This is a genomic window from Dyella sp. 333MFSha, assembly GCF_900102405.1.
In the GTDB taxonomy this organism is placed as follows: Bacteria; Pseudomonadota; Gammaproteobacteria; order Xanthomonadales; family Rhodanobacteraceae; genus Luteibacter; species Luteibacter mycovicinus.
In genome coordinates, this window is the sequence record NZ_FNBR01000001.1 from 216,995 (window position 1) to 234,906 (window position 17,912).

The window sequence follows — 17,912 nt, forward strand, 5'->3', positions numbered from 1 at the left end:
CCACGGTTGCCAGCGATGACCCAGGATTACAAAAACACCATCAACCTGCCGCAGACGGACTTCCCGATGCGCGGCGACCTGCCCAAGCGCGAGCCGACCTGGCTCGCCACGTGGGAGCGTGTGGGCCGCTATGCGCAGATCCAGGCGAAGGCCGCGGGTCGTGACAAGGTGTTCGTGCTGCACGACGGCCCGCCGTATGCCAACGGCGCCATTCACCTCGGCCACGCGGTCAACAAGGTGCTGAAGGACGTCGTCGTCAAGTCGAAGCTGATGGCCGGCTACCGCGCACCGTACGTGCCGGGCTGGGACTGCCACGGCCTGCCGATCGAAATCGCCATCGAGAAGAAGTTCGGCAAGGCGGGCGATAAGCTCGACGCCGCCGCGTTCCGGCAGAAATGCCGCGAGTACGCGATGGCGCAGATCGACCTGCAGCGCGCCGACTTCAAGCGTCTGGGTGTGCTTGGCGACTGGGAAAAGCCGTACCGCACCCTCGACTTCACCTATGAGGCCGACATGATCCGCGCGCTGGCGCGGATCGTCGATAACGGCCATGTCGTGCGCGGCGCCAAGCCCGTGTACTGGTGCTTCGACTGCGGTTCCGCACTGGCCGAGGCGGAGATCGAATACGCCGAGCGCACGTCGCCGGCCGTCGATGTCGCCTACGACGCCGTGTACCCGAAAGACCTCGGTGCCGAGTTTGGCGTCGACGTGGACGACGCCATCGTCGCCGTGCCCATCTGGACGACGACGCCGTGGACGCTGCCGTCCAGCCAGGCCGTGTCGCTGGGTGGCGAGATCGAATACTCGCTGGTCGAAGGCCCGTCGCGCGATGGCAAGCGGGTGCTGCTGGTGATCGCCTCGGCGCTCGCCGCGAAGGCGCTCGCCCGTTATGGCATCGAAACCGCCACCGTGCTCGGCCACGTCCAGGGCGCGGTGCTCGAGAACAAGCCGCTGCGTCATCCGTTTTACGACAAGCAGGTGCCGGTCATCCTCGGCGATCACGTGTCGGACGAAGACGGTACCGGTGCGGTGCACACCTCGCCCGATCACGGTGCGGAGGACTTCGCCGTCGGCCAGAACTACGGCATCGGCACGCTCAATTACGTCGACGGTCGCGGCGTCTATCGCGCCGACCTGCCGTTGATCGGCGACGTGTCGCTCGCCGGCACGCACATCTGGAAGGCCAACGACCAGATCGTCGAGCTGCTGCGCGGCCATGGCATCCTGCTCGCTTTCGCCAAACTCACGCACAGCTATCCGCATTGCTGGCGCCACAAGACGCCGGTGATCTATCGCGCCACCCCGCAGTGGTTCATCGGTATGGAAACGGCCGGCCTGCGGAAGACCGCGCTGAGCTCGATCAAGTCCGTGCGCTGGGTACCGGGCTGGGGTGAAGAACGCATCGCTGGCATGGTCGAGGGCCGTCCCGACTGGTGCATCTCGCGTCAGCGCACGTGGGGCGTGCCGATCACGCTGTTCATCGACAAGAACACGCATGAGCCGCATCCGGACTCCGTCGCGCTGATGGAGAAAGTCGCGAAGAAGGTCGCGCAGGAGGGTATCGACTGCTGGTTCACGCTGGATCCGCGCGAGCTGATCGGCGACGACGCGGACAACTACGAGAAAGTGACCGACGTGCTCGACGTCTGGTTCGACTCGGGTACGAGCCACTTCGCCGTGATCGGCGCGCGTCCTGAGCTGCAGGCGGGTGACGCGAGCGAATACAAGGTCATGTATCTCGAGGGCTCGGATCAGCATCGCGGCTGGTTCCAGTCGTCGCTGCTCACGTCGGCGGCCATCCACGGCCGCGCGCCATACGATCATGTGCTCACCCACGGCTTCACCGTGGACGCGCAGGGCCGCAAGATGTCCAAGTCACTGGGCAACGGCATCGAGCCGCAGGACATCATGAAGACCCTCGGCGCGGACATCCTGCGTCTGTGGATCTGCTCGACCGATTACCGCAACGAGATGTCGCTGTCGGACGAGATCCTGAAGCGCGTGGCGGACACGTATCGTCGCATCCGCAACACGGTCCGTTTTCTGCTCGGCAACCTCGATGGCTTCGATCCGGACAAGCACCTGCTTGCCACGGACGCGTGCCTCGATCTGGATCGCTGGGCGGTGCAGCAGGCGGCCGATACGCAGGCGGCGATCGTGGCCGCGTACGAGCGCTACGACTTCCCGGAGATCGTGCAGCGCGTGCAGAACTTCTGCACCACCGAGCTGGGCGCGCTTTATCTGGACATCACCAAGGACCGGCTCTACACGATGCCGACCGACAGTCGCGGTCGCCGCAGCGCACAGAGTGCGATGTATCGCATCGCCGAGGCGATGGTCCGCTGGCTGGCGCCGATCATGACCTTCACGGCGGAAGAGGCGTGGGTCCTGCTGCCCGGAACGCGTGATGAATCGCCGCTGTTCGAGACCTGGTACGAGGGTCTGGACACGCATCAGGACGGTGAAACGCGCGGCTGGTGGGGCAAGCTGCTCGCCATTCGCGAGACCGCGTCGCGCGCGCTCGAGGGCATGCGTAAGGCCGGCCAGATCGGCGCGTCGCTGGACGCGACCCTGACGCTGCACGCGGACAAGGAAACCCAGGTCGCTCTGGCCGCGTCCGCTCCGGAGCTGCGGTTCTTCTTCATCACCTCGGCGGTCACGCTGGCGGACCTCGAGGGTCGGCCGGCCTCGGCCGAGCGCGTCGAGCTCGAGGGGGCGGAGGTGTATGTCGCCGCCGCGGTCAGCGAGGACGTGAAGTGCATCCGTTGCTGGCACCATCGTCCCGACGTCGGTGTCGACCCGGCTCACCCGGAGATCTGCGGTCGCTGCGTCGAGAACGTCACGGGGCAGGGCGAAGATCGCCGCTGGTTCTGACGAGCCCGTCCGACCCGAACCACCCGTGCCGCCACCCTGGCGGCGCGGGACGCTCCGCTTCACATGGCTGAATGCATGACTGTACGTCCCAAACCGAACGCCTTGTCCTGGCTCTGGCTAGCCGCCGCCATGATCGTGCTCGACCAGCTGAGCAAGTGGTGGGCCCTTACGGCTCTGCAGCCGGCCGAGACACCGCATCCGGTGATCCCCGGCATCCTGAACTGGACGCTGACCTTCAACACAGGCGCCGCATTCAGTTTCCTGGCGGACAGCGCCGGGTGGCAGCGCTGGTTCTTCGTCGTCCTGGCCGCCGTCATCAGCGGCACGCTGGGCGTCTGGCTGTCGCGTACGCCGCGGAACGACTGGCGCACGGCGCTGCCGTTGGCCCTGATCGTCGGTGGGGCGCTCGGTAACGTCATCGACCGCCTCCATGCGGCCAAGGTCACCGATTTCATCCAGGTATTCATCGGCAGCTATCCCTTTCCGGTCTTCAACGTCGCGGATTCGTCCATCTGCGTGGGCGCGGCGGCCCTGATCGTGTTCAGCCTGTTCAGCGGCCCGCAGAAGCCCGACGTGCGATAATCGCGGGGTCCGGCGGCTTCGGCCGCCACCGCTCATCTCGAGGTCCCCTTGGACATCCTTCTCGCCAATCCCCGTGGTTTCTGCGCCGGCGTCGATCGTGCCATCGCGATCGTGGAGCGCGCCCTGGAGTCATACGGCGCCCCGATCTACGTCCGCCATGAAGTCGTCCACAATCGGTTCGTGGTCGAGCGCCTGCGCGCCGATGGCGCCGTGTTCGTGGAAGAGCTGGACGAAGTGCCCGACGGCTCAACGGTGATCTTCAGCGCGCACGGCGTGCCCAAGGCCGTCCGTGAAGAAGCCGACCGCCGCGCCCTGAATGTCTTCGACGCCACATGCCCCCTGGTTACCAAGGTGCACATGGAGGTGGCGCGGCTCGGCCGCGCCGGTCACGACGTCATCCTGATCGGCCACGCCGGTCACCCGGAAGTGCAGGGCACGATGGGCCAGTGGAACCGCGCGAATGCGGGTCGTATCTATCTGGTCGAATCGGTCGAGGATGTCGCCGATCTCTCGCCGTCGCAGCCCGACAAGCTCGCCTTCGTCACGCAGACCACGCTCTCGGTGGACGACACCATCGCCATCATCGCGGCGCTGCGTGCGAAGTTCGTCGCCATCGAAGGTCCGCGCAAGGACGACATCTGTTACGCGACGCAGAACCGGCAGGACGCCGTGCGCCGTCTCGCCGACGCCGTGGACCTGGTGCTGGTGGTCGGTTCGATCAACAGCTCCAACTCCAATCGGCTGAAAGAGCTGGCGGAGAAGCAGGGCGTCACCTCCTATCTGATCGACGGCGCCGAGCACATCGATCGCCAGTGGCTCGAGGGCACGACCCGCATCGGTGTCACCGCGGGCGCGTCCGCGCCCGAGAAACTGGTGCAGGAAGTGATCGCGCGGCTGCAGTCGTGGGGCGCGGGCAGCGTGCGTGAGCTGGACGGTGAAGCCGAAAACATCACCTTCGCGCTGCCCAAGGAACTGCGTCTGGCCAGTTGAGGGCTTGCGCCTCGGGCCAAGCTTCCCTAGAATTCCGCTTCTCGCCGGAATAGCTCAGTTGGTAGAGCGCGTCATTCGTAATGATGAGGTCGTAGGTTCGATTCCTATTTCCGGCACCATGATTTCTCCCGAACTGCCGCCGAGCGGTTCCGGGGACAGCAAAAAACCCGCTGATGCGGGTTTTTTTGTGCCTGCGTGACCCGCGCCGCCTGCGCGGGGCTTATGCGGCGAGGCGCGGTTCGTTCGAGAGGTAGCGCAGACCGATCGCCAGCGCCATGTCATAGCTGGCCATGGTGTTGCCCGGTACCACGACGCTTGCCAGGCAGGGATGGCCGGGGACGAGTTCCGACGCATCCGATGCATCGCTGTCGTCGTGCACCTCGATGTAGGGCACGGGTAACGCGGCGAGCGCATCGCGCAGCTGGGCGACATCGCCGTCGGGTACATCGTTGGCGTCGACATCGATCAGCACCAGGTCCGCATGGTCGGATGCCGATCGCCCGATATGACCCGTCAGCTCGGGAAAGTCGCTGCACGGACGCCACAGCAGGTCGACGCCCGAAGCCTGAGCACGCTCCCACAAACGCCACATGGCGTTCTCGGCGCATGTGGCGCTTGTGGGCCCGTGACGCGGTGCGGTGATCACGACGATCGACATCGGTGGCGACTCCATGGAGGGGAGGCCAGTATCCGGGCGTCGTGCGTAAAAACGCTGCGCAAGCGAGGCGCTTTTCGGGTAACGACGTCGTAAATATTACGTCCGCTGCCTGACCATCTCGTCATTGAACTGCTTGAAGAAGCCGTCGAACTTGCCGCTTGCTTCGGCGAACCGCAACGGCTTGACCCGCTCGACCAGGATCTCGTGCGCGTCCGGCTGCGATTCGATCAGCGTCATGACTTCGGCGATGAATTCGTCCAGCGGCATCGCGTGCGGATCGTTCTTCTGGTGTTCGCCCATCAGTTCGGTCTGGACATAAGGCGGCACGATCTCCAGCACCGTCACGCTCGTGTCTTTCAGCTGATAGCGCAGGGAATTCGTATACGAATGGATCGCAGCCTTCGTGGCGCAGTACGTCGGCGTCAGCGACAGGGGCATGAACGCGAGGCCCGACGACACGGTGACGACGGTCGCTTTCGGCTGCGCCAGCAGGTGGTCGATCAGCGCGGCGTTGAGCCGGATGGGGCCGAGCAGGTTGGTGGTGATCGTCGACTCGGCGGTATCCGTCACACCGGACTTCGTGTCCTCGGGACGCATGATGCCGGCGTTGTGGATGACGACATTGAGGGCCGGATGCTCGCGCTTCACCTGTTCGGCGAAACGCACGATCGCCGCGGGGTCCTCGATGTCGAGAAGGGCGGATGCCATGCCCGGGTTCGCCGCCGTGGTCTCGTCGAGTACCGACTGGCGCCGCCCGGCGATGATGACCTCATTGCCATGCGCATGGAACGCTTCCGCCAGCGCACGGCCAATGCCCGAGCCGCCGCCGGTGATGAGGATCGTATTGCCCTTGATGTCCATGAGTTTCTCGCTGGTGGGAAGAGAGTTGGCAGGCTAGACTCGTTACGAACCAATGGAAAGTAGGATCCCTAAAGTTCCATACTTACCATCCGGTAACCATGAGGAATGGCGCCATGTCCGCGACATCGAAATCGAAGCCACGCTACGACGAACCCTGTCGTGCGTTGGGTGAAGAGCGCACCGAGCCCGAACTCGATGCGCTGGTGAGGGACATCATCGGGCGGGTCGCCGACCGCTGGACCATGATCTGCCTGGAGGTCCTTGCCGACCATGGCCGTCTGCGGTTTGGGCGCCTCGCCGATGTTATGGGTGACGTCAGCCAGAAGATGCTGACCAAGACCCTGCGCCAGATGGAGGCCGATGGCCTGGTGACTCGCACTGTCTACCCCGTCGTGCCGCCACGCGTCGAATACGAGTTGACGCCGATCGGTCTGAGCCTGGGCGCCGCGTTCTGCAGCGTCTGGTTATGGGCGGAAGAGCATCACGACGCGATCGTCGCCTCTCGAGCCGCTTTCCAGGCGCGCGAATCGGACGGCTGATCGACTACGCTTGGCTTTCCACAGAGGGGGCGAAGTCATGGAAGGCAGGTTCGAAACCGCGCGGTTGTACGTCGATGGCCTGACATCCGGCGATGCCGCCCTACTGTTTGCCTATCGTGGCGACGAGGCCGTCGCGCGTTACCAGGGCTGGCGGCCTGCGGACGAAGCCGAGGCGGCGGACTTCATCCGCAGCCAAGCGGCTCAGGTGTTCGGTGAGCCTGGCAGCTGGTGCCAGCTGGCCATCCGCGATCGTGTCACCCAAGAGCTTCTTGGCGACCTCGGCGTGCATTTTCCCGCGGGAACGGACGATCCGATCGAGTTCGGCATATCGCTCCGGCGCGAAAAACAGGGCATGGGCTACGCACGCGAAGCCATGGCAGCCGCCCTCGATCGTGCCTTCCGGGAGTGGGGCTACCGCCGTGTCATCGGCTCGGTCGATCCTCGTAACGTCAGCAGCATTGCCTTGCTGCAGTCACTAGGATTTCGCCAGGAGGCCCATCACGTGGAAAGCTACCGTTTCCGCGGCGAGTGGGTCGATGACGTCATCTACGCGCTGCTGGCGCGCGAGTGGTTCGGACGACCCTGACCCGGCGCTCAGTCGCGCATCAGGCCGGGCAAGTCGTTTGGGTCCCTGGGCGGGGCGCGCGTCTACCGTTCTATAGCCGGAGGCCATGCATTTTTGCGCCTGAACGGCAGTGCGATATGCACTTTCGGGAGCCCGTGGGCTCCCACGACCCGGACGAATCAGGCAGCGGCGAGCCGAGCCAGCACGGCAGCGCTCGGCGGCGCGAGATGACCCAGGGCGGCAGGCGGGAGAAAACGCCAGTCCGTCAGGCGGCGAGGCAGGCGTGCATCCCGCCAGGCGTCGCGCAGGCTCAGCGCGGCCGCCTCAGCGGTGTCGAAGCGACCGATTTCCGTCGTGTCGCGCAGGGCACGCCAGCGGTGCCCATGGCGGACGATGCGAAAGACGGCATTGGCGGCGGTGAATACGTATTGCGCGAGCACAGGAACACTCCAGGTGGACCAGCGGTATTGTGGCCGCCGGTCCGTGACCGCTTTGTTATCCCGAGGCTACGTCGCGGTGTCGGCGCGTAACCCGTTGTGAACCGCGGTCGGGCCTACTTCGGTGCCTTCGCGGGGACGAACGGCGACACCGGATCGCTGCCATCCATACTTTCCTCGAGGGCGTGGTCGAGGTTGTCGCTGGCCTTGTCCTTGCGCGACTGCTTCTCGGCCGCGGTTTCCTTGTGGTCAGGCTGGCCGTGGTCCGGATGGGTGACGTCCTGGCGGTCGTGGGTCATGGCGTGGATCCTCTGCAGGTGATGTCCCCATGGAGCGCCGATCGGCGTGAACACCGCGTCGGGCGGCCGTCGAGATGCCGCTTATCGGCAATTTCTGACCGCGTGTCGGCGATAACTTGCAGCCGGAAGTGGCTCGACTAGTCTGCAAAGTGCCGGATAGGGTCCAGCAGGGGGTTCAGGGTGAGGAAGTCGCCGTCGCGTCGCGCCGTGGAAGGCGTGTCGCTTATCGAAGTCATGGTCGCGATCCTGGTGTTCAGCATCGGGTTGCTGGGTATCGCCATGCTCCAGATGCGCGGAGCGCAGTTCACTAAGGAGTCGGGCTCGCGCACGAGCGCGATCATCCTGGCGCGTAGCCTGGCGGACGCGATGCGGGCCAATCCCGGCGGGGCTCACCCGGCGGGTGGGGTGGCTAACAGCGCCTACTTGTACGACGGTTCGACGGCCTATACCGCGAAGGATTGTGCCAGCACGACACTCGGCACGCCCTCGGATATTGCAAAGCGTGACATTGCCTGTTGGCGTGTCGCGTTGGGCAACGCGCTGCCTGCGCCCGCGGACGATAAGCCGCTTGCTGCGGTCACGGCGAACAAAGATCTCGGTACGTTGATCATTACCGTGTCCTGGACCGGGGTCGCCGACGATAAAACATCGGACCCCAACCAGTCCTACTCTTTCAGTTACCTGCAGTGACAGGCCGCCCGATGCGTATGACTGCTCGCCGCTCCGAGGGCTTTTCACTCGTCGAGCTGATGATCTCCATGGTCCTTGGTCTCATCGTCGTGGCCGGCCTCGTCAGTGTCCTGATGGGGAGTCGGCAAGCCTATGGACTTCAGCAGGGCAACAACTTCAACCAGGAGAACATCCGATTCGCCGCCGCCCGCCTGGCATGGTCGCTGCGAATGGCCGACTTCTGGGGAGGCGTCAAGCCATCGGCTATCGCCCCGACCACAAATCGCGATGGCATCGGCAACAGTGGCTGCACCGCTGACTGGGTGCTCAGCGTAGGGGATTCAGGTTCGCACCAGAACGGGATTCACGGCTACGACGGTGGCGACAAGTTTCCCATCAGCGACTGTGTTCCCGACCAAAATTACGTGAAGGGATCGGACGTCGTCGTGCTGCGCTACGCCGACACTCATGGTTATGATCCTGAGAAGGGAGCCGATACGCCCCGTTTCGACTCCACCGACCCGGCGGTCGTACCGAATCAGACAAGCATTTTCGTCGTTTCGGGCGTGGGTCAGCAGGCGTCGTTGCTTCGTCGGGACGACGCGGTTCCTAAAAGCACGTTACCTACCGCGACAGGGCGTTACGTCTACCCCTATCAGCTCGAGATGTACTACCTGCGGCCTTGTGCTGACCCCGGCGACGATGGCCTGTGCGGCACCAACGACGACGGAGACCGGGACGCGCGTTCGCCCTCACTGGTGCGGATGCGCCTCGATGCGACGGGCGGGCTCGTCTCCGAAGTCGTCGTCGATGGGATCGAGCAATTGAGTTTCGAGTACGCCGCCGCGGCGGGTTCCAATCCAGGACGATTCACGATGGCCAGTGTAGCCGACTGGGCATCGGTGACTCAGGTCCGGGCCACCTTCGTGGCTCGCTCGACCGTTCGCGATGTCCGTATGCCCCACAGTGCAACCCTGCTTCTCAGCCCTCACTGTGCTTACTCCGTTGCCAATGACGGGTCGATCGACTACCCGGAAGTCGCCGATACCAATGTCTGCAAGAAAGCGCCGGCAGGGGCGTACGGTGACCATCCGCAACAATACGTGCGAAGCCTCAACACGCAGGTCGTGTTGCTTCGCAACCGCGTCCGAGGCTGATTCCGATGTCGATACGTTCTCCTGGCTCCCAGCGTGGCATAGCCCTGTTCGTCGGCATGGTGTTTCTGGTCGTGCTATCGATCGTCGCTGTTGTAGCGATGCGCGGTACCCTGGTTGAAATGCGAATGGTGACTAATACCGCGCGACATGAGACTGCCTTCGAGGCGTCTGAAGCCTTGCGCAGTGTCCCTGTGTCGCTGTTTGACGAGCACGTCTATGCACGCGGCTGGCCCGCTTCGTTCAACGGCGATGTTCCCGACTCGGAATTTACGTATTCGACGGATATTCCTGCCAGCCTGCTGGCGGAAGCGAAGTCTGCCTTGCAGACGGACTGCTCAACGAATAAGCCATCGTTGTTCTATGGGCAGCTTCAGCCGGCCTGCGGCGATCAGCCTAAAGAGACGCTGTACAACCCTGCCACCTGGCGGCCCGACATGATCATCGCCATCTGCGACACCGGAACGAAATCGTGCTCCGGGGACGTGAAGGCATCCGTCGCGATCGTCCCAGACGGCACAACGCTCGGCGAAGGTGCGGGCGGTGCACAGGCCGCCGGATATCGCGGCCTCGGAATCGGAGCCGCGAACGGCGGCGCCGAAATGTATTTCGAAGTTCGTAGCATTGCGACGGCTCCAGGTGACGGCGCGGCCACGACGCACACTCAATATCACCAGATGATTCACTGATGGATTCCAGGATCCCGCCGATGAAAAGCTTTAGTTCCGGCCGCCATGGCTTACTGCTCGGCCTGCTCGTTTGGGTGTCGGCGATCGGCGGTGCATCTCTCGTGCACGCCGACGCGCTGTCGGACGCTACCAGACAGCGTGCCGCGAACTACGCGATCGACCCGCCACTGGGTGTTGCCGGCGCGGCTCCGCTGGTGATGATCAATCTGTCTCGCGATCATCAGCTGTTCTACAAGGCCTATAACGACTTCACCGATCTCGATAACGACGGAACGCTGGATACGACGTATAAAAATGCGTTGACCTATGCCGGTTACTTCGACTCGAAGAAGTGCTACATCTACAATACGGATGGTTATTTCACCCCGGATACGGCCGTCGACAAGACCACGGGCTATTGCACCAAGCAATGGTCGGGAAATTTTCTGAACTGGGTGTCCATGACGCGTATGGACGAAGTTCGCAAAATTCTCTACGGCGGCCTGCGGTCCACCGACGACACCAACAAGACCATCCTTGAGCGCGCGTTCCTGCCCGCCGACGCGCATTCGTTTGCCAAATATTACAACGGCAGCGATATCGCAAAACTCACTCCGTACGATCCGATTACCGCGGCTCCGATGCTCAAGGCATCGTCAGGGTCGGTGTTCAGCAGTCAAAGTGCGGTACAGGGGGTCTATAGCGTTGACGTCTGGGGCGTGGTCATCAAGATCGGTAACGCCATGGATCCGCGCGTCGGCGATCAGATCAGAATCGAGACCAGCGACAATCAGGTGCTTGAAGCACCCGTGCGTGCGGTGACTGTCAACGGAACCACGGCGAGCGTTACGCTTCATGTGGAAGATGGCATGATCTGGTCCATGGCAAGCGGGTCGAAGGTGAATATGGCCTGCGCCCATGGCACTCGTACCGCGTCGGGCAAGACGTACCCCACGACGGATTGCACGACATCGGTAAACAAGCTGGTGAGCGCATCGACGTGGACAGTCTCAAACCTGAGCCGGGCAGGCATTTCGTTTTGCAACTCGTCTCCCGTGCCAAGCAACATCGAGGTCTCACAGAAGTCGACCGCACTTCCCCTGATCCGCGTCGCATTCGGAAACTATGCATTGTGGGCGGCGAACGAAAAGCGTCAATGCCGCTGGAGCGGTGAAGCAAGCAGTAGCGACCTTCAGAGCGGCTTTGTCGATGGATTTCGTAGTAACGGTAACCGCTCCGCTTACTCGGGTCTGGGCGCATCCGCCGAGAACGCCACGAAGTCTGGCGACAATACCGAGTTCGTCGCACGTGTGCAGGTTTGTGTGAGCAAGGACAAGCTTGGCTCCGAGAACTGCAAGCAGTATCCCGACGCGTTGACTGCCAGCAATGCCTACAAGCCGGTCGGTTTGTTGCAGAAATACGCGGAAACCGGAAACATCAAGTTCGGTCTCGTTACGCCAACGTTCGATCACAATGCGTCAGGTGGCGTGGTCCGCGCGGCGTTGCCAGGCCCGGGTACGAACGACGGCGACTTCATCAGCAATGAGATCGATCCCAAAACCGGTCAGTTCCTCACTGGAACCGCGGCGTCGAAGGGGATCATCTCGAATATCAACGCGCTTCGTATCTACGGCTATATCTACAATATCGATAACAATTACGGTGCCGGTTACACAAGTGGCGACAAAACGGTAACGATTCCGTCGAACAACTGCACGTTCCAGTACATCGGGATCGGTAAGGCGAAGGACGACACGAACCGTATCGTCGCCGAGGGGAGCTGCTCTTCCTGGGGCAATCCGATGGCGGAGAGCTACATTGAAACCTTGCGGTATCTCGCTGGAAAACAGCCGAACTCGGCGTTCGCCAGTGGAAGTGAGGACAAGGACCTTGGCATGTCCGTGGTCGCCACGTGGAATGATCCGATCAGTGCGGCGAATTTTTGTGCGGCACTGAATGTCATCAATTTCAACGCCAGCTCGCTCAGCTACGACACCGATGATGTCGCTGGGTTCAGCGATCTGGGTAGCGGAAAGACAGCAGTTCAATGGACGGATGCGATCGGTAGCGCCGAAGGCATCACCGGTAAGCCATGGTTCGTCGGTAACTCGGGAACCGCGGGTGAGGCGGGTGCGGATCTGTGCTCAGCGAAAACTGTCACCAGCTTCGCCTCGCTCACGGGTGTGTGCCCCGAAGTGCCTGCGCTGAAGGGGGGCTATCTGATGGCTGGCGCCGCTTACGGCGCGCATGTCATGCCCATCCGGAAACTGGGCAAGGACGCGTCGGGAAACGACGTCGTTCCGGCGGATGACCGCACATCGCTGAAGGTCACAACGTTCGGCGTTCAGCTGGCCACCAATACGCCACAGATCCGCGTGACGGTGCCGGGAACGACCAAGTCCGTGACTATCATCCCGGCGTATCGACTGACGTATCCGAGCGGCGGCAAAACGCTGATCGGCGGTGGTGCACTTGTCGATTTCAAGGTTATCAGCCAGACAGCCACGGCTACGAAGGCGACCGGTACGTTCTACGCCGTGTGGGAGGATAGCTTCGCAGGCGGCGACTACGATCAGGACATGTGGGGCATCATCAGTTACGAGATTACGGCTACGCAGGTGAAGATCACCACGAAGGCCGTGGCAGCGTCGACGAACCAGGGCCAGGGCTTCGGCTATATCGTATCCGGCACCAGCCAGGACGGACCCCATTTCCACACGGGTATTTACGGCTTCAACTACGACGATGCACAGAAGCCGAAGATCTACGACGCGACAGGCACTACCTTGCTTAACGGCAGCGGCTCGGTTGCGGCCGGTGGCGGCTGCAATAACTGTCAGCTGAGCGATCAGGCGACCATGGCGGTCTATCCGATCGGCACAACCAATGCCGGTACGTTGAGCGACCCGTTGCTGTACGCATCCAAATGGGGCGGCTTCCGTGCCGATCCCTCCAAGGCGGATGGTACCGATACGCCGGCGAACGATCTGAATCCCCTCGATACCAGCAAGTGGGACACGGCCGGCAAGGGCACGCCGGACAATTATTTCCTCGTCAGCGATCCCGGAAAGCTGGAGGCATCGCTGGACGCGCTGTTCCGCAAGATCCTGGCGAAAATTTCGTCGGGCACGGCGGCCGCGACTGTGGCGACGAGTGCCAATGGTACGGGCGTGACATACACCGCACTGTATGAGGCGGAGCGGACCGACTCCGCGGGCAGGCGCGCCACCTGGATCGGCGCGCTGTCCGGGTTGTGGACGGATCAGTACGGTCTGCTTCGTGAGGACGGCAACCATAACGGCATGCTCGATGACTACAACACGGACCCTGTCATCACCGAACAGTACCTGGCCAGCGGGCAGCGTACCGTGGCGACACGCTACACCAGTCTGAAGAAGGATACGTACGAGCCAGGTACCGGCACGCAGGTTGAGCTGTCGGACCTCAATTATCTCTGGAATGCGCGCGCCACATTGTGGGATCCGACGCTCAATACGGCTACTCAGCGGAAATATTCCGATCCGTTCGGCCTCACGACGGGGCGATATATCTTCACCTGGATCGATGTCAACGGTGATGGTGTGGCGGATGCCAGCGAGATCATTCCCTTCACGTGGGATACGAGTGGCAAGACCGGTATCAACACGACCAACTATCGCTACCTGAACAGCGGTGATACGACCGAGGCAAAAAATATCGTCAGCTGGATTCGGGGCACCGAAATCTCGACGATGCGCAATCGGACCGTGGATTACGGCACAACCTCCGATCTGACGAAGCGTGTCACGCGCCTCGGCGACATCATCAATTCCACGCCACTGGTGGTGAGCGAGCCGGCTGAGTCGTACGACCTGCTTTACAACGACACCACCTACGCCTCCTATCGCGCCGCCTATCGCAATCGGCGACAGATGGTTTACGTCGGAGCCAATGACGGCATGTTGCATGCCTTCAACGGTGGTTTTTACAACACCAGCTGCCGCGCATTCACCACGCAGCCCAACAATAAGGTTTGCACGGCGACCGATCGCGACCTGTCTGGTGGCACCGTGACCTCGCGTACGGCTCATCCGCTCGGCGGCGAAGTCTGGGCGTACGTTCCCGCTAACCTTCTGCCACATCTACGCTGGTTGACCGACCCGAACTATCGGCACACGTACTACGTCGACGGCACTCCGATCGCGTTCGATGCCAAGGTGTTCAAGGGCGGAGACGACGATGCGACGCACGTGGGCGGCTGGGGCACGATCCTCGTCGTGCCGTTCCGGCTGGGCGGCGGCAAGATTGACGTCAATACGTCCACGGACAGTACGAAGACGACGACGAAGACTTTCGATTCCTCATTCGTGGTGATGGATATCACGGATCCGGAAATTCCGCCGACGGTGCTCGGCGAGCTTAATTTCCCTGGGGAGCGGGCGCTTTCGACCCCTGCCGTCGCGATGATCCGCGATGTCACGTCCGGTACGCCTAACAAGTTTTTCCTCGCCGTCGGTTCAGGGCCGACCGATCCTTCGCGGGTCGCGTCGGCGGACAACCTCACGGTGAAAATCTATGATGTAGCCACCTTGGCTACGTCGCATTCGGCGGTCGCGCTCAAGACGTTCGACCTGGGTAGTGCTGACGACGCCGGTAAGAAGAGCTTTGCCGGCGATCTGATCGCTTCCGATTTCAATCTGGACGGTAAGGCGGAGGGTCTTTACTTCGGCAGCGTCCTGGACACCGGGTCGGACGATTTCGGCGGGCAGCTCTGGAAAGTGACGATCAACGGCGAGCAGGATCCGACGAAGTGGTCCGCTGGCAAGATGTTCGACATTACGGGTGGTACAGGTAACGGCTATCCCATCACTGTCCGTCCGACACTAGGCCGCAACGACCGCGGCGCGCCGATGGTCTTCTTCGGCACGGGGCGCATGTACACGACGCGTGACAAGGCGACATCGGCGCAGCAGCGTATCTACGGCGTTATCGACACCACGCTTCTGGCGGCCGGCGATCCTCAGGCCAAAACGAAACTCGGCGTTTCGACACTGGTCGATGTCACGGCGCTGAACGTCTACGGTGACAAAGCCCAGACGGTGGACAATGTTCCTAAGGACGGACTGATCCCGAAGGACACCAATAACTTCAAGTCCCTTGAGGCGGTTTTCGACGACCCGAAGGTTGCGGGCTGGTACCGGAATCTCTCGACGGCGCCCAGCAGTCCCTCGGAACGTGTGGTTAGCGCGCAAGCGCTCCTCGGTGGGCTTCTGCTGACATCGACCTACGTGCCGGGTACCTCCATCTGCACCGGTCTGGGCACCGCTAATCTTTTCGGTCTCAATTACAAGACGGGGACGGCGGACCCAGCGGCATTCTTTGGTACGACGGGCGGTAATCAGCTTGCATCACCGTCGCTGCCCCTCGGGCAGGGCATGCCTGCGCCGCCAAGTCTCCATGCCGGCGATACGACGAACGACCGTAACGGAAGCAAGAAAGTGACTGCGTGCACGCAGACCTCGACGGGCGCGATCATCTGCAAGGATGTGACGACTCTTAATCCTGTGACCAGCGGCGAGACGTCCTGGCGCGAGCCTCTTGGGAAATAACGATCATGGTCAGATCCGGGAAAACCCGTGGCTTCACGCTCATCGAACTGGTGATTGTCGTCCTCATCGTCGCCATCCTCGCGGCGGTCGCGATACCGTCCTACCGGCGTTACGTCGTGCGCTCCCACCGGGTGGATGCAAAGACGGCGCTGGTGGACCTGGCAGCCCGCCAGGAGCGTTTCTATTATTCGAACAACAAGTACTCAGGTAGCCTCAGCGACTTGAATGCCAACGGAACGATGGCGGGCTCGCTATACGAGGTGAGTATCGCCAGCGCATCGACAAGTGCTTACCTGGTTCAGGCCAAGGCACTAGGCACGCAGGCCAAGGGGGATACTACGTGTGCGACCCTTACCCTGAACAATCTCGGCGCGCAGGGATCGACGGGCGATACGGCAAACGATCCGCAGTGCTGGAGTAAGTGACGATGCGACCCCGGGTTTTCATGTTCATCGCGTTTGTCACCGTTTCGTGCGGCGCGACTGCCCAGAGCGTCTATAAATGGACCGATCCGCAGGGGGTCGCGCACTACACGGATCAACCGCCACCCTCCGGCAACGCCGCGCGCATTCAGTTGAAGACCCGGAGCGAGCCGGTGTCGCCTGCCGATGCGGGGGGCGGACCCGGGGCCGGAATCACGTCATCGGCGACTCCGTCGGCGCTTGCGACCGCCGAAGCAGCGGCCCAAAAGCGGAATTGCGAGCGTTCGCGAAATAATCTGTCGACGCTGTCGAGCGGCGCGATGCTGGTGGACAGCAGCAATCCCAATACCGCGAAGCGCCTGGACGAGGCGCAGATCGCGGAGGCGAAGCGTGCTGCGGAGGCCGATGTGGCCGCCTATTGTGGGGCGGGCAACAAGTGACCAGGGTGCCGGCAATGAAGAAGCGAAAAGGATTTACCCTCATAGAGCTGATGGTGACGGTGCTGGTGCTCGCCATTCTGGTGGGCATCGCGGCTCCCTCGTTCGTCGACTTCATGCGTCGCAACCAGGTGACATCCCAGGCGAACGAGTTTCTTGGTGCGCTCCGCCTTGCGCGTGCTTCGGCGATCGGTCAGAACGGCTTCGTTTCGATTTGTCCGAGCAACAATCCCAGTGACGCTAATCCGTCATGCCTGGATAGCGACGACTTCAGCGTAGGCTGGATCATGTATTCGTCCACGGCGGCCAAGAAAGTCTACGAGAGCACCGACAAGCTATTGCGCGTCGCTCAGGCGGTACCGGCGGTCTCGCTCCGTGTGCCGACGGGTGCGAAGGTGATCACGTTCGATGCGCGGGGCGCGTCATCGGTCGGGACGTTCCGGGCCTTGCTTTGTGCCCGCCACGGGTCCGGTGAGCCCGGGCAGAGCACAGTCCGTGTTACGGGGCGCCGATTCGACGTTCAGGCATCGGGCCGCGCGGGTGTCGCACCTTTGGACGGCTCCGCGTCCTCCGATCAGGCCGAGGCCTACTGCAAACCCGCATAGGCCCGTTGACGACGGACACTTCGATCCGTAGAATCCCCGGCTCGCGATGGGCGGTTAGCTCAGCGGTAGAGCACTGCCTTCACACGGCAGGTGTCACAAGTTCGATCCTTGTACCGCCCACCATCGGATACTGAAAAACCCGGCCTCGCGCCGGGTTTTTTTTGGCTTTCTCTGTGCTTCCCGCCAGTACAATGCGCCGGTTGCCGCCCCTGGATCCCGCCATGCACGAAGCCCTCGCCGATCTGCACCTGCTGACCCTGACGCCCTGGAAGATCATCGGCCTTCTGGGCACGATCCTGTTCACGGCCCGGTGGTTCGTCCAGTTTTACGCCACCAGGAAGAACAAGCAGGTCACCGTGCCCATGTCCTTCTGGTACCTGTCGGTCAGCGGCAGCATCCTTACCCTGGCGTACTTCATCTGGGGCAAGAACGACTCGGTTGGTATCATCCAGACCGCGTTCCCCATGCTCGTCTCGTTCTACAACGTCTTCGCGCATCTCAGGAACCGCGATACGAAGGAACGAGTCAAGCCCGGCGGCGCCGAGGACAACTGACGCGGCGGCA

General features: G+C 62.4%; 17 protein-coding genes and 2 tRNA genes. 15 read left to right on the top strand and 4 right to left on the bottom strand.

The window, feature by feature from the left end:
- Positions 1-15: 15 nt before the first annotated feature.
- The 4 genes from ileS (at position 16) to BLT40_RS00955 (ending at position 4,565) form a co-directional block, all read left to right on the top strand.
- The gene (ileS, locus tag BLT40_RS00940) at positions 16-2,874 is read left to right on the top strand and encodes an isoleucine--tRNA ligase (protein ID WP_090350791.1); all 2,859 of its coding nucleotides are present in this window, start codon (positions 16-18) and stop codon (positions 2,872-2,874) included.
- A 75-nt stretch (positions 2,875-2,949) separates the two neighbouring features.
- The gene (lspA, locus tag BLT40_RS00945; protein WP_036111449.1) at positions 2,950-3,456 is read left to right on the top strand and encodes a signal peptidase II; all 507 of its coding nucleotides are present in this window, start codon (positions 2,950-2,952) and stop codon (positions 3,454-3,456) included.
- A 48-nt stretch (positions 3,457-3,504) separates the two neighbouring features.
- Positions 3,505-4,446 (top strand): 4-hydroxy-3-methylbut-2-enyl diphosphate reductase, encoded by a 942-nt coding sequence (gene ispH / locus BLT40_RS00950; RefSeq protein ID WP_036111451.1) that lies wholly within the window; start codon positions 3,505-3,507, stop codon positions 4,444-4,446.
- Between the two features lie 43 nt (positions 4,447-4,489).
- Positions 4,490-4,565: transfer RNA gene (locus BLT40_RS00955), tRNA-Thr, on the top strand.
- 101 nt (positions 4,566-4,666) lie between these two features.
- On the opposite strand, the gene BLT40_RS00960 is transcribed toward BLT40_RS00955, so the two are convergent.
- Positions 4,667-5,104: a hypothetical protein gene (locus BLT40_RS00960; RefSeq protein WP_090350792.1), complete on the bottom strand. Its 438-nt coding sequence runs from the start codon at positions 5,102-5,104 to the stop codon at positions 4,667-4,669.
- Positions 5,105-5,200: 96 nt separating this feature from the next.
- Positions 5,201-5,965 (bottom strand): SDR family oxidoreductase, encoded by a 765-nt coding sequence (locus BLT40_RS00965; protein WP_090350794.1) that lies wholly within the window; start codon positions 5,963-5,965, stop codon positions 5,201-5,203.
- Positions 5,966-6,078: 113 nt separating this feature from the next.
- On the opposite strand from BLT40_RS00965, the gene BLT40_RS00970 reads away from it, so the two are divergent.
- Positions 6,079-6,504, top strand: coding sequence for a winged helix-turn-helix transcriptional regulator (locus tag BLT40_RS00970; RefSeq protein ID WP_090350796.1), 426 nt, complete (start codon positions 6,079-6,081; stop codon positions 6,502-6,504).
- 37 nt (positions 6,505-6,541) lie between these two features.
- The gene (locus tag BLT40_RS00975; protein ID WP_090350797.1) at positions 6,542-7,090 is read left to right on the top strand and encodes a GNAT family N-acetyltransferase; all 549 of its coding nucleotides are present in this window, start codon (positions 6,542-6,544) and stop codon (positions 7,088-7,090) included.
- 158 nt (positions 7,091-7,248) lie between these two features.
- Here BLT40_RS00975 and BLT40_RS00980 read toward each other — a convergent pair whose 3' ends face one another.
- Together BLT40_RS00980 and BLT40_RS00985 are read right to left on the bottom strand one after the other, a co-directional pair.
- Complete coding sequence (locus tag BLT40_RS00980; protein WP_051943396.1) at positions 7,249-7,509, bottom strand: hypothetical protein; 261 nt, start codon at positions 7,507-7,509, stop codon at positions 7,249-7,251.
- A gap of 113 nt (positions 7,510-7,622) precedes the next feature.
- Positions 7,623-7,805 (bottom strand): hypothetical protein, encoded by a 183-nt coding sequence (locus tag BLT40_RS00985; protein ID WP_036111460.1) that lies wholly within the window; start codon positions 7,803-7,805, stop codon positions 7,623-7,625.
- 207 nt (positions 7,806-8,012) lie between these two features.
- On the opposite strand from BLT40_RS00985, the gene pilV reads away from it, so the two are divergent.
- From pilV to BLT40_RS01030, 9 genes are all read left to right on the top strand, one after another.
- Positions 8,013-8,495, top strand: a complete 483-nt coding sequence (gene pilV / locus BLT40_RS00990) for a type IV pilus modification protein PilV (RefSeq protein WP_255363906.1) — start codon at positions 8,013-8,015, stop codon at positions 8,493-8,495.
- 11 nt (positions 8,496-8,506) lie between these two features.
- Positions 8,507-9,631 (top strand): PilW family protein, encoded by a 1,125-nt coding sequence (locus tag BLT40_RS00995; protein WP_079522209.1) that lies wholly within the window; start codon positions 8,507-8,509, stop codon positions 9,629-9,631.
- A 5-nt stretch (positions 9,632-9,636) separates the two neighbouring features.
- On the top strand, positions 9,637-10,317 hold the full coding sequence (locus BLT40_RS01000; RefSeq protein WP_079522207.1) for a pilus assembly PilX family protein: 681 nt from the start codon (positions 9,637-9,639) through the stop codon (positions 10,315-10,317).
- A 20-nt stretch (positions 10,318-10,337) separates the two neighbouring features.
- Positions 10,338-15,884: a pilus assembly protein gene (locus BLT40_RS01005; RefSeq protein WP_143025809.1), complete on the top strand. Its 5,547-nt coding sequence runs from the start codon at positions 10,338-10,340 to the stop codon at positions 15,882-15,884.
- A gap of 5 nt (positions 15,885-15,889) precedes the next feature.
- Entirely contained in the window at positions 15,890-16,309 is a 420-nt protein-coding gene (locus tag BLT40_RS01010) for a type IV pilin protein (protein ID WP_079522203.1), read from the top strand.
- A gap of 20 nt (positions 16,310-16,329) precedes the next feature.
- Positions 16,330-16,746 (top strand): DUF4124 domain-containing protein, encoded by a 417-nt coding sequence (locus tag BLT40_RS01015; RefSeq protein ID WP_176167844.1) that lies wholly within the window; start codon positions 16,330-16,332, stop codon positions 16,744-16,746.
- 14 nt (positions 16,747-16,760) lie between these two features.
- A complete protein-coding gene (locus tag BLT40_RS01020) occupies positions 16,761-17,348 on the top strand; it encodes a GspH/FimT family pseudopilin (protein ID WP_079522199.1) in 588 nt (195 codons plus the stop codon).
- Positions 17,349-17,396: 48 nt separating this feature from the next.
- Positions 17,397-17,471 (top strand) — tRNA-Val (locus BLT40_RS01025).
- Positions 17,472-17,569: 98 nt separating this feature from the next.
- Positions 17,570-17,902 carry a lipid-A-disaccharide synthase N-terminal domain-containing protein gene (locus BLT40_RS01030; RefSeq protein ID WP_036111467.1) on the top strand — a complete coding sequence of 111 codons (333 nt, stop codon included), beginning with the start codon at positions 17,570-17,572 and terminating at the stop codon, positions 17,900-17,902.
- The last annotated feature ends 10 nt before the right edge of the window (positions 17,903-17,912 follow it).

Excerpts from the sequence above, each read along its gene's own strand:
- BLT40_RS00960 (WP_090350792.1), bottom strand. The coding sequence starts at position 5,104 with ATGTCGATCGTCGTGATCACCGCACCGCGTCACGGGCCCACAAGCGCC.
- BLT40_RS01015 (WP_176167844.1), top strand. The coding sequence starts at position 16,330 with ATGTTCATCGCGTTTGTCACCGTTTCGTGCGGCGCGACTGCCCAGAGC.
- BLT40_RS01030 (WP_036111467.1), top strand. The coding sequence starts at position 17,570 with ATGCACGAAGCCCTCGCCGATCTGCACCTGCTGACCCTGACGCCCTGG.
- BLT40_RS00970 (WP_090350796.1), top strand. The coding sequence starts at position 6,079 with ATGTCCGCGACATCGAAATCGAAGCCACGCTACGACGAACCCTGTCGT.
- ileS (WP_090350791.1), top strand. The coding sequence starts at position 16 with ATGACCCAGGATTACAAAAACACCATCAACCTGCCGCAGACGGACTTC.
- BLT40_RS00985 (WP_036111460.1), bottom strand. The coding sequence starts at position 7,805 with ATGACCCACGACCGCCAGGACGTCACCCATCCGGACCACGGCCAGCCT.
- BLT40_RS00965 (WP_090350794.1), bottom strand. The coding sequence starts at position 5,965 with ATGGACATCAAGGGCAATACGATCCTCATCACCGGCGGCGGCTCGGGC.
- BLT40_RS01020 (WP_079522199.1), top strand. The coding sequence starts at position 16,761 with ATGAAGAAGCGAAAAGGATTTACCCTCATAGAGCTGATGGTGACGGTG.
- BLT40_RS00975 (WP_090350797.1), top strand. The coding sequence starts at position 6,542 with ATGGAAGGCAGGTTCGAAACCGCGCGGTTGTACGTCGATGGCCTGACA.
- BLT40_RS01005 (WP_143025809.1), top strand. The coding sequence starts at position 10,338 with ATGAAAAGCTTTAGTTCCGGCCGCCATGGCTTACTGCTCGGCCTGCTC.
- BLT40_RS01010 (WP_079522203.1), top strand. The coding sequence starts at position 15,890 with ATGGTCAGATCCGGGAAAACCCGTGGCTTCACGCTCATCGAACTGGTG.
- BLT40_RS01000 (WP_079522207.1), top strand. The coding sequence starts at position 9,637 with ATGTCGATACGTTCTCCTGGCTCCCAGCGTGGCATAGCCCTGTTCGTC.
- BLT40_RS00995 (WP_079522209.1), top strand. The coding sequence starts at position 8,507 with ATGCGTATGACTGCTCGCCGCTCCGAGGGCTTTTCACTCGTCGAGCTG.
- lspA (WP_036111449.1), top strand. The coding sequence starts at position 2,950 with ATGACTGTACGTCCCAAACCGAACGCCTTGTCCTGGCTCTGGCTAGCC.